At 65.5% G+C, this 14,830-nt stretch carries 9 protein-coding genes; 4 read left to right on the forward strand and 5 right to left on the reverse strand.

Annotated features, from left to right (window positions below; genetic code table 11):
- Positions 1-104 precede the first annotated feature (104 nt).
- Positions 105-1,658 carry an efflux transporter outer membrane subunit gene (locus tag QFZ94_RS34425; RefSeq protein ID WP_429462507.1) on the forward strand — a complete coding sequence of 518 codons (1,554 nt, stop codon included), beginning with the start codon at positions 105-107 and terminating at the stop codon, positions 1,656-1,658.
- Here QFZ94_RS34425 and QFZ94_RS34430 read toward each other — a convergent pair.
- A complete protein-coding gene (locus tag QFZ94_RS34430; protein WP_368583843.1) occupies positions 1,595-2,482 on the reverse strand; it encodes a class I SAM-dependent methyltransferase in 888 nt (295 codons plus the stop codon). The genes QFZ94_RS34425 and QFZ94_RS34430 overlap by 64 nt on opposite strands.
- 230 nt (positions 2,483-2,712) lie before the next feature.
- On the opposite strand from QFZ94_RS34430, the gene QFZ94_RS34435 reads away from it, so the two are divergent.
- Positions 2,713-3,069 (forward strand): hypothetical protein, encoded by a 357-nt coding sequence (locus tag QFZ94_RS34435; RefSeq protein WP_429462509.1) that lies wholly within the window; start codon positions 2,713-2,715, stop codon positions 3,067-3,069.
- Positions 3,070-3,089: 20 nt separating this feature from the next.
- Here the strand turns inward: QFZ94_RS34435 and QFZ94_RS34440 are convergent, their stop codons facing one another.
- Positions 3,090-6,383 carry an adenylate/guanylate cyclase domain-containing protein gene (locus QFZ94_RS34440; RefSeq protein WP_429462511.1) on the reverse strand — a complete coding sequence of 1,098 codons (3,294 nt, stop codon included), beginning with the start codon at positions 6,381-6,383 and terminating at the stop codon, positions 3,090-3,092.
- A gap of 249 nt (positions 6,384-6,632) precedes the next feature.
- On the opposite strand from QFZ94_RS34440, the gene QFZ94_RS34445 reads away from it, so the two are divergent.
- Complete coding sequence (locus tag QFZ94_RS34445; RefSeq protein ID WP_429462513.1) at positions 6,633-8,861, forward strand: SulP family inorganic anion transporter; 2,229 nt, start codon at positions 6,633-6,635, stop codon at positions 8,859-8,861.
- 36 nt (positions 8,862-8,897) lie between these two features.
- Here the strand turns inward: QFZ94_RS34445 and QFZ94_RS34450 are convergent, their stop codons facing one another.
- Positions 8,898-9,074: a hypothetical protein gene (locus tag QFZ94_RS34450; RefSeq protein ID WP_429462515.1), complete on the reverse strand. Its 177-nt coding sequence runs from the start codon at positions 9,072-9,074 to the stop codon at positions 8,898-8,900.
- A gap of 422 nt (positions 9,075-9,496) precedes the next feature.
- Here QFZ94_RS34450 and QFZ94_RS34455 point away from each other — a divergent pair, with 422 nt between their 5' ends.
- Entirely contained in the window at positions 9,497-12,106 is a 2,610-nt protein-coding gene (locus QFZ94_RS34455; RefSeq protein ID WP_429462517.1) for a hybrid sensor histidine kinase/response regulator, read from the forward strand.
- A gap of 43 nt (positions 12,107-12,149) precedes the next feature.
- Here QFZ94_RS34455 and QFZ94_RS34460 read toward each other — a convergent pair whose 3' ends face one another.
- Together QFZ94_RS34460 and aspA are read right to left on the reverse strand one after the other, a co-directional pair.
- Positions 12,150-13,268 carry an asparaginase gene (locus tag QFZ94_RS34460; RefSeq protein ID WP_429462519.1) on the reverse strand — a complete coding sequence of 373 codons (1,119 nt, stop codon included), beginning with the start codon at positions 13,266-13,268 and terminating at the stop codon, positions 12,150-12,152.
- Positions 13,269-13,341: 73 nt separating this feature from the next.
- Positions 13,342-14,760 carry an aspartate ammonia-lyase gene (gene aspA / locus QFZ94_RS34465; protein ID WP_429462521.1) on the reverse strand — a complete coding sequence of 473 codons (1,419 nt, stop codon included), beginning with the start codon at positions 14,758-14,760 and terminating at the stop codon, positions 13,342-13,344.
- Between the last annotated feature and the right edge of the window lie 70 nt (positions 14,761-14,830).

A 14,830-nucleotide genomic window follows, 5' to 3' on the forward strand; every position in this document is an offset into this window, starting at 1 on the left:
CTGTTCTTCGTTCCCGCGCTCTACGCGACCGCGTTCAAGGTGCGGCACTTCGAACGCGGTGTGCGAACCGCGTCTCCGACGATCGAATACACGTGGAGCTGATCGTGCGCACAGACTGCAACTCCGTCGACGGGCCGGCGAGCGCGCCGCATTTCACTGGCGCGCCGCGCCGAGCGCGGGCCGTAGCGAGCCATGGCTGGCGCGCGGCGTTCGGCGCGGCCGCTGCGATCGCGCTTGGCGCATGCTCGTTCGGTCCGAGCGGCGAGCCGCCGGCGATGCCCTCGCCCGCCCATTACGGCGTCGAGCCGCAGCCCGCGCAAACGGTCGAGGCGCTCGGTGTCGCGCAGCGCTTCACCCCCGCCGCGCAGCCGGTACCGCAATGGTGGCGCCTGTTCGGATCGACGGCGTTGAATGATCTCGTCGAAGAAGGCCTGCGCAACAGCCCGACGCTCGCCGCCGCCGACAAGCACCTGGCCGCCGCGCACGAACAACTGCGCGCGCAGATCGGCGCCACGCTGCTGCCGTCGGTCGACCTGGTCGCGCAGGCCTCGCGCGGACGCGATCTCGGCATTCCGGTTCCTGGCGCGCCGAATACGCTGCTTTACAACGAGTTCATCGGCGTAGTCCAGGCGCAATACACGTTCGACCTGTTCGGCGCGGTGCGCAAGGCCAACGCGGCGCGCTCCGCGCGGGTCGACATCGACGCGTATCAACGCGAAGCCGCGCGCCGCGCGCTGGCCACCAACATCGTCACGGCGACGATCGAGGCGGCGATGCTGCGGGCCGAAATCGATGCGACCGAGCGCCTGATCGTGCTGGCGGGCGATCAGGCTCACGATACCGAACGGCATTACCAACTCGGATCGCTGACGCGCGGCGACGTGTCCACTGCGCGGCAAAGCATCGCCGCGCTCCAGGTCAGCGTGGCCGATCTGCGGCAACGGTTGACCGTGACCCGGCACGCGCTTGCGGTGCTGCTCGGCCGCACGCCCGACGCGGCGCCGCCCGAGCCCGATCTGGCGAGCCTGCATTTGCCGCGGGACGTGCCCGTCGTGCTGCCATCGGACCTGTTGCGCTCACGGCCCGATATCGCGGCCGCCGAGGCGGCGCTGAAAGCCGCCGCGGCCGATGTCGGCGTCGCCACGGCACAGCTCTTTCCGAGCCTGACGCTGAACGCCTCGATGGGACAAGGCGGGTTCAGTTGGCCGCTCGCGCTGTCGGGCGCCGGCGCGATCTGGAGCATCGCCACGACGATGTCGCAAGCGCTGTTTCATGGCGGCGCGCTCGTCGCGCAGCGGCGCGCGGCCATCGACACCTACGAAGCCGCCGTGTTCGAGTACAAGCAGACCGTGCTGGCCGCGTTCGAGAACGTCGCCGACACGCTCGCGTCGCTCGAACACGACGCGCAGGCGCTCGAAGCCGCGAGCGGCGCCGCCCGCGACGCACGCGAGACGTTCGACGATGCCACGTCGCGTCACCGGCTCGGCGCGCTGCCCGCTGCATCCGCTCGCGGCGGCGAGCAGCAGTACGAAGCAGCGAGGCTGGAAGAAATCCGCCTGGTCGGCCGGCGCCTGGCCGATACGGCGACGCTGTTTCAGGCGATGGGCGAGTTGCCGCCGGGCAACACCCAGACACCCGAGCATCTGGCCGGCAAGTGATCCGCGCGCCGCTCCCGACGGCGCGCGCTTGCGTTCAAGCCTGCGGGTTGCCGCGGAACGCCGACAAGATAAGTCAGACCGAGCGGCGAGCCCTGCACCGGCAGCGTGCCGATGTCCCACTCGAAGCTCTGCTGATCGGGGATACTCGCGACCATCTCACGCATTTCGTCGGGGTTGTAGATGCGCAGCATCGACACGATGCCGTCGAACAGACACAGCAGCGGGATCGCCGGCAGCACATAGGTGAGCGCTAGCCGCGACCAGCGAAACGGTCGGATCAGCGGAGTCAGCGCGAGCATCATCAGCGGCATCACCAGGATGAACACGATACCGAGCAGCCGGTGATCCGCACCCTCGACGACGACGATCGCGCGGCGTTTCGTCACAGCGTCGGCGAGGATCGCGCGCGCATCGTCCGGCCGAAAATGGTGGAACGAGTTGAACATCGTGCGCACGCCGTCGAATCTCGATGGCACGTTCATCGCGTCCACCGGTTCGCTCACATAGGTGACACAGTTGGTCGCCCCGGCCGAGATCCGCTCGTATGCCGCGCGATTGGGATAGAAGTCCGTCAACTGCACCATCACGCGGCCGGACAGCGCGAGCAACGGTGCAAGCGTCTGCCACGGCCCGCCGCCGCCCGAGCACAGATCGACGATCCGGTCGCTGCCGACCCGGCGCATCGCCGCGCGCAGCTTGCCCGCGATCACGTTGAAGCCCTTGTGGGAATTGGCCAGAAAATGCAGCCAATCCGTCCCGCCGTCACGGAGGGCGCGTGGGCACCACGGCTGGTCTTCGATTTCGAGCAGATGCAGGCGTCGCATGATCACGCGGGCAACCGGGGTAACTGAAAACCACGCCGCTCGGTCAGCCTGGCGAGCGGCAACTTACTACCGAAGTTAAACGAGCAAACGCGCGGCCTTCTTCAACGGTATGAGTCGACTATACGCTGAGCCGCCCCGCGCGGGCGACGCTCGCGGTTCACATCCCGCATAATGACAACGGATTAGGACTTACCCGCATCAGCCGCCGGACGGCGGCCGGGAGATGAACGATGCAAAACGACAGACCGCCGCCGCGGCGGGTGACATATGAGAAAGGGATCCGGATCGGTGGCTCGGGCTGGTTCGGCCGGTTGCTGACCGTCGCCTTGAGCGCGATCCTGTTCGTGGTGGCCGCGATGCTATCGATCGTGCTGTTCGCCGTGCTGTTCGCGGTCGGCACGGTCGTGGTCGGCTATCTGTGGTGGAAGATGCGCAAGTTGCGCCGGCAGGCGGCCGCGTATGGCGACGACGGCCGCACCGTCGACATGGAGGTCGTTCACACGGACACGCCCGACGACGATGGCCGCACCATCGACATGGAGGTGGTCCACAAGGACCCGCCTCGCGACGATTCCGCGCCACGCTGACGATCGGCTCCGCGCGTGCGTCAGGCCGCAAGGACCGCTTCGACCGCGCTCACGTAGTTGCGAAAGCCGGCCTGCTGTAGCGCCTCAAGCAGCCGCAGCAGTTCATGCCGTGCGGCGTCGGTGAGCGGCGCCTGAAGCGCGAGCGCAAGCGCACGGCCACGCGCCGCGAATAGCTCGGACCACGGCAACGGTTCGCGCTGCGTGTAGGCCTCGAGTGCGTCCACGTAGTGCAGCGTGCCGGCAGGATCGCCCGCCTCCAGCATCGCTTCGATGGCGTCGCGGTAAAACCACAGGTGATTGTGGCCGACCGCGCCAAGGCGCAACAGCGCCTCGCCTTCAGCCAGTAGCCGCGTCCGCTCGTCCTTGTCGTCAACCGCGCGGCTCAGTGCGCTCAAGGTCTTTGGCCCGGAAAACTGACTGCCCACTTCGCGTGAGATGGCCAGTGCTTCGCGCAGCGCCATTACCGCTTCACTGCGGCATCCCTGGTCCAGTAACAGGCGCCCCTGCATCTCCAGGTTCTGCGCTTCGAAGCGGCGCGCACCCAGTTGCCGGATCACGCGCAGCTCCTGCGCCAGATGCTTGCTGGCCGCCTGCACGTCGCCCAATTCCTGGCACGCGAATACCCCCAGCGTCTCCCCCAGCAGTTGCGCGCGAGGCTGCCCGATCAGCTCGGCGGTGTGGGCGGCGGCAATGGCGTCCTCGCGTGCCGGACCCGCGTCGTTCAGATAGATGCGGCTGAAGCCCTGCATCGACAGATTGGCGACCTCGATGCGGCCGAAGCCGTGTTCACGGCTCATCGCCACGCATTCGCTGAAATGATGGAACGCGGTGCGCATACGTCCCTGCGCATACGCCGCGTCCGCCAGGCCGCCGAGCGCGCGAGCCTCTGCCTCGGGCAGATCGAGGCGGCGCGCATAGGCGAGACCGCGCTCGTGTTCGGCGCAGCAGGCGTCGATCTTGCCGAGCGGAAACAGAATGTTGCCGCGCAAATAATGGAGGCTTGCCAGCTCGGCCAGCCGGTTGTCCCGCTCCGCGATCCGTTGCGCTTGCGCGAGCAGGCCGAGTGCTTCGTCGAGACCCTCGCTGACCCGCAGACCTTCCGCGAGCCCGAGCTGGCAGTCGCATCGGGCGGTGTCGTCGGTGGCGGCGGCGAGTGCGGCGCGGTAGGTCGCGATCGATCCCGCTATGTCGCCGAGGTCGCGCTGAAGTTCGCCCTTGCAGCAGCTCAGTGCATGGCGGTCCGCGTCCGACTGCGCGATCTCGATGCCCCGCTCGGCCAGCCGCAGCGCGGCTTCGAAACGATGAGCGGCGCGCTCGGCCACCGCCGCGCCCAGGTAGGCGTGCGGCGCATGCGGGTCTTCGGCGCGGTCGAGATGCTGGGCGTGCAACGTGGCATCGCTCTGTGCGAACCATTCGGCCGCGCGCAGATGAAGTTCGCGGCGGCGCGCGCGCAATAAGGTCGAATAGGCGCTTTCCTGGATCAACGCGTGCGCGAACAGGAAGTCCTCGCCTTCCGGCAGCACCAGTGCATTGACGAGCAGGCCGGCGCAGACATAGCCGGGATCGTCGACCAGTTCCCGCAGCAGCGCCAGGCCGAAACGCTGGCCGATCACCGCGGCCGCCTGGAACGCCAGGCGGTCGCGGGGCGCGAGCCGGTCCATCCGCGCGAGTACCAGACTGCGGATCGACGCTGGCACGTTGCTGCCGCTGCCTTCTTCAGCGTTGCGCAGCAGTTGTTCGAGAAACAGCGGATTGCCGCCCGCGCGCTCGATGCAGGCGAGCGCGACGCGCTGCGTCGCATCGATGAAATTGCCCGCCAGGCTCAGCGCCTCGTCCTTGCGCAGCGGTCCGAGATCGATCGTGGCGAACGGAGTGTCGCGGCAACGTGCGCGCCAGCCTGCATCGATCGGATCGCCTTCCACGCGCGAAGTCGTCACCAGCAGGCCCGTGCCGTTGGCAATGCCGGACGCGAACGCCGACAGGTAGCCGACGACTTCGGCGTCGGCCCAATGCAGGTCTTCGACGACGATGAGCGTCGCCGCGTGCGCGCAAGCGTCCTCGGTCAGCTTCGTGGCGAGCGCCTGCTTGCCGCGCTTGCGCGCGCCGTGGTCCATGGCCTCGTAGATGGTTTGCCATTCGGCGCTCGGCGGAAGGTCGAGGAAGTCGTGCAGAAACACGGTCTGCTCGGCCTTGACGATGCCTTGCGCCGCGACCTGCGCGGCAGCGGCCTGCCGCGCCTCGCTCGATGCACCGGCCGGCAAACCGAGCAGGCTGCCGACGATGGTTCGCACCGGGTCCTGGCCCTTGCCGACGCCGAAATCGAGCACGAGGCTTCGATGCAGCGTGAAACCCTGGGCCTGCGCATGGCGGCGCATCTCGTCGACGAGCCGCGTCTTGCCGATCCCGGCTTCGCCTCGCACATGCACGACGTGCCCCGCGCGCTTTGCCATGCACGCATGCAGGATGCCGTGGAACTGTTCGAGCTCGGCTTCGCGTCCGACGAAATGGCTGTGGCTCGTCCTGACCGGCTCGCTGCCGAGCGCGACGAGGCGCCATGGCCGCACCGGCGTGTCAATGCCCTTGAAGCGGCGCTCGCCGATCGCTTCGCAACTGGCGACGTCGCCGAGCGTGCGCGCTGCGTCGTCGGATAACCAGGTTTCGCCCGCTGGCGCGGCAGCCACCAGCCGGGCGGCGAGGTTGACCGGATCGCCATGCACGGTGTAGTCCTGCGCGTCGGCTCGGCCCAGCGCGCCTGCGATGACCTCGCCGCTCGCAATGCCGATGTGCGCCTGCAATGCCCGCCCGGTCTGCGTGGCGAGCCGCGCCACGCCGTCGTGAATGTCGAGTGCGGCACGCGCGGCGCGCAGCGTGTCCGTCTCGTGCGAGCGCGGTGCGCCGAACAGCGCCATCACCGCGTCGCCGATGTGCTTGTCGATCGTGCCGCCATAGGCGAGCACGATCCCGTCGACCAGCGCCGTGTAGCGTCCGATCAGCGCGCGCAAGTCTTCGGGATCGAGCGAGCGCGACAGCATCGTGTATCCGCACAGATCGGCGAACAGAATCGTGACCTGCCTGCGCTCGTCCGCGGGCACTTCGTTGTCGGCGGCAGACTGAGGCGATAGCGGCGCCGCTATCGTTGGCGATGCCGTCGCCGCGGCCAGAATCCGCTTGCGGTGGCCGAGCGACTGTACGCCAAGCTCTTTCAGGTCCGCGTCGGTCAGCTGCCCGAGCAGCGACATGTCGATGTCGTTTGCCGCGAACGCGTGGACGTACTGCTCGAGCCCGAGGCCCCGCAGCCATTTCTCGATATCCATGTTCGTCGCCCTGCCTCCGATGCGTGGCCCCGCGGGCAAAAGCTCTGATGAATAGCGCGCGTGCCGGCCGCCGGCGTGAACGGCCCTGAGGTGCATTGCACTCCCGTGGAGTGCGCCAGCTACGAGGCCGATGAATAATCAGTGTAGGTGTCCGATCAGCACGCTGCATCGCGTTTGACAGCCGTTCGAGCCGCGCAGGATACTGGCTGGCGCGCCTCGCGGCGCCCTCGCATTCGATCGGGAATCCACGTGAAGCCGGGCAAGACCGTTTCCGTCTCCGACGTCCCGCTGCGCTCGCGTTTGGCGGGCCTGCCAGGCGACGTGGCGGCGGGCGCCGTTTCGACGCTCGTCATGCTGTGCTATGCGATGAGCCTCGGCACGATGATCTTTAGCGCCGATCTTGCGCGCTACGCGATGCTAGGCGTGCCTACCGCGCTCGTGAGCTGCGTCGTCACGGCGCTGGTGATCGCACTGACGAGTTCGATGCGCATCAACATCGGCGGACCCGACAGCAATGCGGCGGCCTTTCTCGCGGGCGTGGCGGCGGGTGTGGCCAGCAGCGTGCGCGCGGACGGCGGCTCACCGCAGACGCAGATCCTCACGGTGCTGATCGCCATCGCGCTTTGTTCGGTGATGACGGGCATCGTGCTCTATGCGATCGGCTCGTCCAGGCGCAGCCGCTCGCTGCAGTTCCTGCCCTATCCGGTGCTCGGCGGGTTCCTCGCCGGCACGGGCTACCTGCTGCTCGCCGGGGCGTTCCGCGTGCTGACGGGCCAGCCGCTGGAGTGGCACACGCTCGCGTTGCTCGCGCACCTTCACTGGATCACATGGATTCCCGCGCTCGTCGTCGGCGTGCTCGCCACGGTGCTGATGCGCACGTGGCAGCACATTGCCGCGCTGCCGCTCACACTGGCCTTCGGTGTCGTGCTTTTCTACGTTCTGCTACAGGTTGCCGGAATTTCGATCGATGACGCGCGCGGCATGGGTCTGCTGCTGCCGCGCGTCAAGCTGCAACTTGCCGGGCTGCCGGAGTTGCACCTGGCCGCGAGGCTCGGACAGGGCGCCATCGACTGGTCGGCGGTCGGCGCGCATCTTCCCGAAAGCCTGGTGGTGACATCGGTGTCGGCCGTGACGATCCTGATGAATTCGACGGCGATCGGCACCGCTACCGGAGAGGACGTCGACCTCAATCGCGAGATGCGCGCCGCCGGCCTCGCCAATCTCGCGAGCGGACTGCTGGGCGGCATGGTCGGCTACCAGTCTTTCAATCGCTCGATGCTCAATGCGCGGGTGGGCGCGACGAGCCGGGTAGCGGGCGTGTTCGCGTCGCTTGCGTGCGTGGTCGTGCTCGCCACCTCGCCCGACATCGTGGCGCTGTTTCCGGTGCCAGTGCTGGTCGGTCTTCAACTGTTCATGGGGCTGCGTCTGCTCGTGCATTGGCTCGCGGGCGCCTGGACCAGGCTCGACTGGTATGAGTATCTGCTCGTGCCCGTGATTCTCGGCACCATCGCGGCGTATGGCGTGATCGTCGGCGTGGTCGTGGGCGTCGTTGCGGCGTGTGTGATGTTCACGCTGCTCTACGGCCGGGTCGGCTGCATACGCATGGAGTTCGACCTGCGCGCGCGGTCCTCGAATGTGGAGCGCAGCATCGAAGACACCCAGGCGTTGCGTGCAATCGGCGCCCAGGTATGCGGAATGTGCCTGCAAGGGTTCCTCTTTTTCGGCACGGCCAATTCGATTCTGCAGCGCCTGCGGGAACGCTTCGGTGGGAACAACCAGATGCCGATCCGCTTCGTCGTGCTCGACTTTGCGGCGACCCATGGCATGGATGCGTCCGTATCAATCAGCTTCGTCAAGCTGAGGCAATTCTGCGCGGCAAAAAACGCGGACCTCGTATTGACCGCGCTGCCGCCGCGCTCACGCGATCTGCTCGAGAAGACCGGCACGCTCAATCTGAAGATCCATCAATTCGATACGCTCGATGCGGGTCTCGAGTGGATCGAAGACAAGCTGCTAGCGTCGAACTCGCTCGCGCTCGCGCATGGCGGCGATCTGCGGGCGATGTTGGAGCCGCATTTCACGGCCAGCGCGTTGAACGGCTTGATCGCGTGTCTGGAGGTGCGTGATCTGCTTTCGGGCCAGGCACTGTTTCGTCATCGCGAGCCGGGCGATGCGCTGTATTTCATCGCGCAAGGACGTGTCGCGGTCTCGCTGCCCCTCGCCGATGGCCGTTCCGCGCGTCTGCGCTCGTTCGGCCCTGGCACGGTCGTGGGGGAAATGGCGGTGTACACGCAGCAGCAGCGCAGCGCGGACGTGATTGCCGAGGCGCCGACGCGCGTGTACCGACTGTCGATCTCCCGGCTGCTCGAACTCGAACAGCACGATCCGGCAACCGCGCAACAGTTGCACCGGTTTTTCGTGAAGACGATTGCGTTACGCCTTGCCGTTGCCGATGAGGCGCTACGCGCGGCTTTGTAACTGATGGATGCAGAACCGGCGCATCGCGCGCGATCGTCAGTTGTAGCCGAGGATCGCCGCCGTTGCGACATCCGTGCGGTCGATCGGGTTGCCAGCAAGCAGTACGGTTGGCTCTTTCAACAACAAGCGGTATGACGGCACGTAGGTTTCGCTCATCCCATCCGCGTCGCGCGGCTGACCTTCCTGCGGCTTGCTGTTTTCGGGGTAATTCATCGTTGTCTCCTTCTGGATGGCCGGAGTTCACGTCACGGATGCTTTCAAAGCAGCAATGACCCATGCGTCCGTTGCGGCGAAAACTCGCAGCCTGATATACATCATTGAGCAAATTCAATGCCACGGCGGCATCCGTCCGCAACGAAAGCAAGCGGTGGCAGTACCGACGGTCGACGATGTGAATGTCTTCCGGCACGCACGTCCAACATATCACACTGTGAGATATATTTTTCCATAAACACACCGTTATTGCATGGGCAAGTCTTCGACTGCGTGGCTCGCCTTTACCGCATCAACATTCGCATGGTACAAACATCGTGTTTCGCAGTTCGGGCTGGCTAATGTAAGCAGGCACACCATGCGGGCAGCGCTGGATCATCTTCGGCGCCGTGTCTGCAGAGGAAACCGATGCAAGGACGCTGATGAACGATCCTGCTCACTTCCTTCCCTCATTCGTTTGGCGTGCCGATCGCGACGGCGTCATTCGCTATGCCAACCCGTGGACATCACGGTATCTCGGCATTCCCGCTCTTGAACTGGTCGGGATGCACTGGAAGGCCTTCGTTCATCCCGACGACATCGATCATGTGCTCGACGCAGTGCGGCAGATGCGGGACGGCACGCTGCTCGGCAATGTCGAAGTGCGTCTGCTGCGCGCGGACGGCGAGTATCGCTGGCACGTGTTGCATCTTCAAGCCGAGCGCGACGCGAGTGGCCGCATCGGCGAGACGGTGGGCGTCGCGACCGATATCCACGAAGCCCGTCACGCGTGGGCCATGTACGAGGCGAGCGAGCGACGCCTGAAGGCTGCCTTCCACGGCGCTCGCATGGGTGCGTGGGAATGGGACATGAAGAACCGCGTGGTGCGAATGACCTCGCAACTCGCGGATCTGTACGGCTTTCCGCCCGGCACCGATGCGCTTGCGCTATCCGATCTGGAGAATCAGATCGAGCCCGAGTATCGGGCGCTATTCCAGCGCAAGCTCGATGACGCCCTGCAACACGGCGGTCCCTTCGAATTCGATTTCGTGCTGCATGGTGGCTCGGCTTCGCCACGCTGGCTGCGCATGCGCGGCCATGCGGAATTCGACGAGCACGGCACGCTCGCGCACGTGTACGGCGTCACCTTCGATATCAGCAAGCAGCGGGCAGCCGAAGAACAGCTCAGTCTCAGCGAGCGGCGTTATCGGGTGCTGGTCGAATCGACGGGCGCGCTCGTGTGGTCGGCCGAGCCGAACGGCGACATCCGGCCCGCAGACGAGCACTGGAGCCGGTTCACGGGCGACGACGTGGTCCGTCTGGCGGACTGGGGCTGGCTCGACTACGTTCATCCGGACGACCGCGAGGCGGCCCGGCAGGTGTGGGTCGATGTGCTGCAGCGACGCGCACCCGCATCGACCATGTTCCGCATGCGACGTCACGACGGCCAGTACAGGATGATGCACGCCCAGGCGGCGCCCCTGTTCGACAGCCACGGCAAACTACAGGAGTGGTTCGGCACCTCGACCGATGTGACGCCTCAGTATGAAGCGCAACTGGCGATCGAGGCGCGCAACCTGCGTCTGTCGGTGGCGATGCAGGCGGCGCGGCTGAACATCGTCTGCTTCGACCTGGCCTCGCGCACGCTATCGTTCGAAGAGGGCCTCGCACCGCGGATAGACCATGTGCTCAGCTACGACGAGGCGCTGCGCAACGTGCACCCCGACGACCGCGCGATGCTCGAACAATATGTCTGCCGACTGGCCGAAGGCCACGACCCGGTCGCGAACTTCGAATTCCGTTTGCAGAACGCGCACGGCGAACAATGGATGCACGGCAGCGCGATGCTCCAGCGAAGCGCGGACGGCAAGCCGTTGCGCATCATCGCCAGCGTGATCGACATCACCCAGCGCAAGCAGCTCGAACTGATGCTGCGCGAAACCGATCGCCGCAAGGACGAGTTTCTCGCGATGCTCGCGCACGAGTTGCGCAATCCGCTCGCGCCACTGCGCACGGCCATCGCATTGCTCGACAAGCAGCCCGGCACGGTGTCGCGCCCACATGAGCTGATCGACCTGATGCGCCGGCAGGTCGAGCACATGACGCGAATCGTCGACGACCTGCTCGAAGTGTCGCGCATCACGCAAGGACGCATCGTGCTGCAACTCGAGCCCGTTCTGGTCGGCACGGCCGTCTATCACGCTGTCGAGGCGATCGCGGCGATGGCCGAAGCTCGTCATCAGCAGTTGCACGTCAGTGTTTGCGATCCGACTACGTGGGTATCTGGCGACATCACGCGGATTTCGCAGATCTTCGTCAATATCCTGAACAACGCGAGCAAGTACACGCCGGAGAACGGGCATATCTCGGTGAACGTAGCGGCCGACGACGAATGGGTTTCCATCGTCACGCAAGATACCGGCACAGGCATTTCGGCCGAGCTTCTGCCGAAGGTGTTCGAGCTCTTTTCGCAAGGCGAACGCACGCTCGATCGCTCGGATGGCGGCCTCGGCATCGGTCTGTCGCTCGTCAAGAAGCTCGTCGAAATGCACAACGGCACGATCGCCGTGCATAGCGACGGCCCCAATCTCGGCACCACGGTGACGGTCCGACTGCCGCGTCTGCACCACCATGAGCGCCATTCGGCGGTCGCGCTGTCGGAGCCCGCGCCGGGGCACGCGCGAACCGCGTTGCGCGTGCTGGTCGTCGATGACAATCGCGACGCCGCCGATTCACTCTCGATGCTGTGCGAATCCGAAGGGCATGCTGCCCGCGTCGCGTACTCGTCAGCCGAGGCGCTGGAAGCCGCCCCGTTATTCGCACCGGACGTGGCGTTGCTCGATATCGGCTTGCCGGATATCGACGGATACGCACTGGCGAGACAGCTTCGCCGCAAAGGCGATGCGAAGCCGTTGCTGATCGCGATCACGGGTTACGGACAGACGGACGACAGGCTGCGCGCGCAATCGGCGGGCTTCGACTATCACTTCGTCAAACCCGTCAATATCGACAGCCTGCTGAAGCTGCTTTCGTCGCTGATGCAGGGGCGATAGAGCGGCTATCCGTCGCTTGCGATGCCGCACCGCCGCCAACCGCTCACCACGTGCCGCTAAACGCCTGCTGTACCTTGAGCGCGTCGGTCACGCCGTTGGCCACCAGCAACTGCGTCAGCAAGCGCGCCTTCTGCGGATTCAGATCGAGCGATGCGACGAAGCCGCGCTTGTCGTCGTCCACCTCGACGTTCCGGTTCACGAATCCCGACACGAGGCGGGTCGAACGAACCACCACGATGCCTTTTGCGGCAGCGCGGTCGAGCGCCGCGAGGGCTTCCTTCGACATGTCACCATCGCCTTCGCCGGCTACCACGATGCCCTTCGCACCATCGGCAATCGCATGCTCGATCTGGCGGCCATCCATGTTGCTATGCGCATAGACGATATCGACGCGCGGCAATTGCCCGTTCGCGGGCAGGCTCAGCGCGGTGCGCGCCGATTGCACCGCCGGCATCACGAAGCGCACGCTGGCCGGATCGACGTAACCGATCGCGCCCGCGTTCGGCGACGCGAACGCCTGTACCGCCGTCGTATTCGTCTTGGTGATCCAGCGCGGCGCGTGAATCTGATCGTTCATCACGACCATCACGCCCCGGCCGCGCGACTGCGGGCTCGCCGCCACTTCGACGGCTTCGTACAGATTGTTGGGACCGTCGGCGCTCGTGGAACCGCCCGGGCGCATCGAGCCGACCAGTACCACCGGCTTGTCGGAGTGCAGCACGTTGTTCAGGAAGAACGCGGTTTCCTCGATCGTATCGGTCCCGTGCGTGATCACGACGGCGTCGGCCTCGTTGCGCTCGAAGGCCTCGTCGATCCGCCGCGCAAGCTGCAACCAGATCTTGTCGTTCATGTCCTGCGAGCCGACGTTCGAGACCTGCTCCGCGTTGATGCTCGCGAGCTTCTCGATGCCCGGCACGCCGCGCACCAGTTCCTGCCCCTTCACGTTGCCCGAGTTGTAGCCGATCGCCGAGCGCGGATCGGCGGTACCGGAAATCGTGCCGCCGGTGGCCAGCAGCAGAACGCGCGGCATTGCGGTGACGGCGCTTGCCTGTTGCAATGACGCGTCGGCCGCCTGCGCGCCGGTACCCGCGGCAAGTGCGGCGATCAGCAGTGCCGCCGAACCGCACAACCGCATTGCTTTTCGATTGATCTTGATGCTCATGTTTCGTCTCCACATCGTTTGAAAGAGCCGCGTGCGTATGCACGCGACCTGTGTCCAGCAAAACCGTCGTCGCTCATTGCGCTGGGGACATTTTTCTCGGTTGCGTCAGCATCGCTGGTTGAAGGATCTGGTCGAGCTGCGCCTGGCTCAGCAGCCCTTTGTCGATCACGATCTGCGCGACGCTCTTGCCCGAGGCCAGCGCTTCCTTCGCGACATCGGTCGAGTGTGTATAGCCGATGTACGGGTTCAGCGCGGTCACGATGCCGATCGAGTTCTCGACGATCGCGCGCAGACGCTCGCGATTCGCGCTAATGCCGTCGACGCATTTCGACGCGAGCGTCAGGCACCCCGCGCGCAAATGGGCGACGCTCTTGAACAGGCTGTGCGCGATGATCGGCTCGAACGCGTTGAGCTGGAGTTGCCCTGCTTCGGCGGCAAAGCTCACCGTCACATCGTTGCCGATGACTTCGAACGCGATCTGGTTGACGACCTCCGGAATCACCGGATTCACCTTGCCCGGCATGATGCTCGAGCCCGCCTGCACCGGCGGCAGGTTGATTTCGCCGAGGCCCGCGCGCGGGCCGCTCGAAAGCAGGCGAAGATCGTTGCAGGTCTTCGACAGTTTGACGGCGACGCGCTTCAGTACGCCGGAAAGCTGCACGAACGAGCCGACATCCTGCGTCGCTTCGACCAGATTCGGCGACGTGGTCAATGCGATACCGGTTATTTCGCTCAGGTGCCTGCATGCAAGCTGCGCGTATTCCGGATGCGTGTTGATGCCGGTGCCGATCGCCGTCGCGCCGAGATTGATTTCGCAGATCAGTTGGGCGGCCTCCTTCAGCCGCTCTTCATCTTCGCCGAGCATCACCGCGAAGGTGCTGAACTCCTGGCCGAGCGTCATCGGTACGGCGTCCTGAAGCTGCGTGCGGCCCATCTTCAGGTCGTTGCCGAATTCCACCGCCTTGCGTTCGAACGACGCGCGCAACACGCCCATCGCATCGACGAGTTGCATGATTCCGGCGTGCGTGGCGATCTTCAGCGCGGTCGGATAAACGTCGTTGGTGCTCTGGCCGAGATTCACATCCTCGTTCGGATGGAGAATCGCGTATTCGCCGCGCTGTCGCCCGAGATGTTCGAGCGCGAGATTGGCGATCACCTCGTTCGCGTTCATGTTGGTCGAGGTGCCCGCGCCGCCCTGAATCACATCGACGACGAAATGCTCGTGCGCGGTGCCTGAACGCACCTGCCGGCATGCATGCACGATGGCCTGCATCTTCACTGCGCTCAACAGGCCGAGATCGTGATTCGCGAGTGCCGCGGCTTCTTTCACGCTCGCCAGTGCGTTGACGAGGTTCGGATACACGGAGATCGGAAGGCCGGTGATCGGAAAGTTCTGCAACGCGCGCAGCGTATGAACGCCGTAATACGCGGTCGCGGGCACGGCGAGATCGCCGAGAAGGTCGTGTTCGATACGTTCGGTCGGTGCAAGCATGAGGTCCTCTCAGGTTCTGAAAACGACAGGCGAGCGGGGTCATCCGGCACACGTCGTGTGCAGGTCCGTC

The sequence above is a fragment of the Paraburkholderia sp. JPY465 genome, from assembly GCF_050436725.1.
Taxonomy (GTDB): Bacteria; Pseudomonadota; Gammaproteobacteria; order Burkholderiales; family Burkholderiaceae; genus Paraburkholderia; species Paraburkholderia youngii.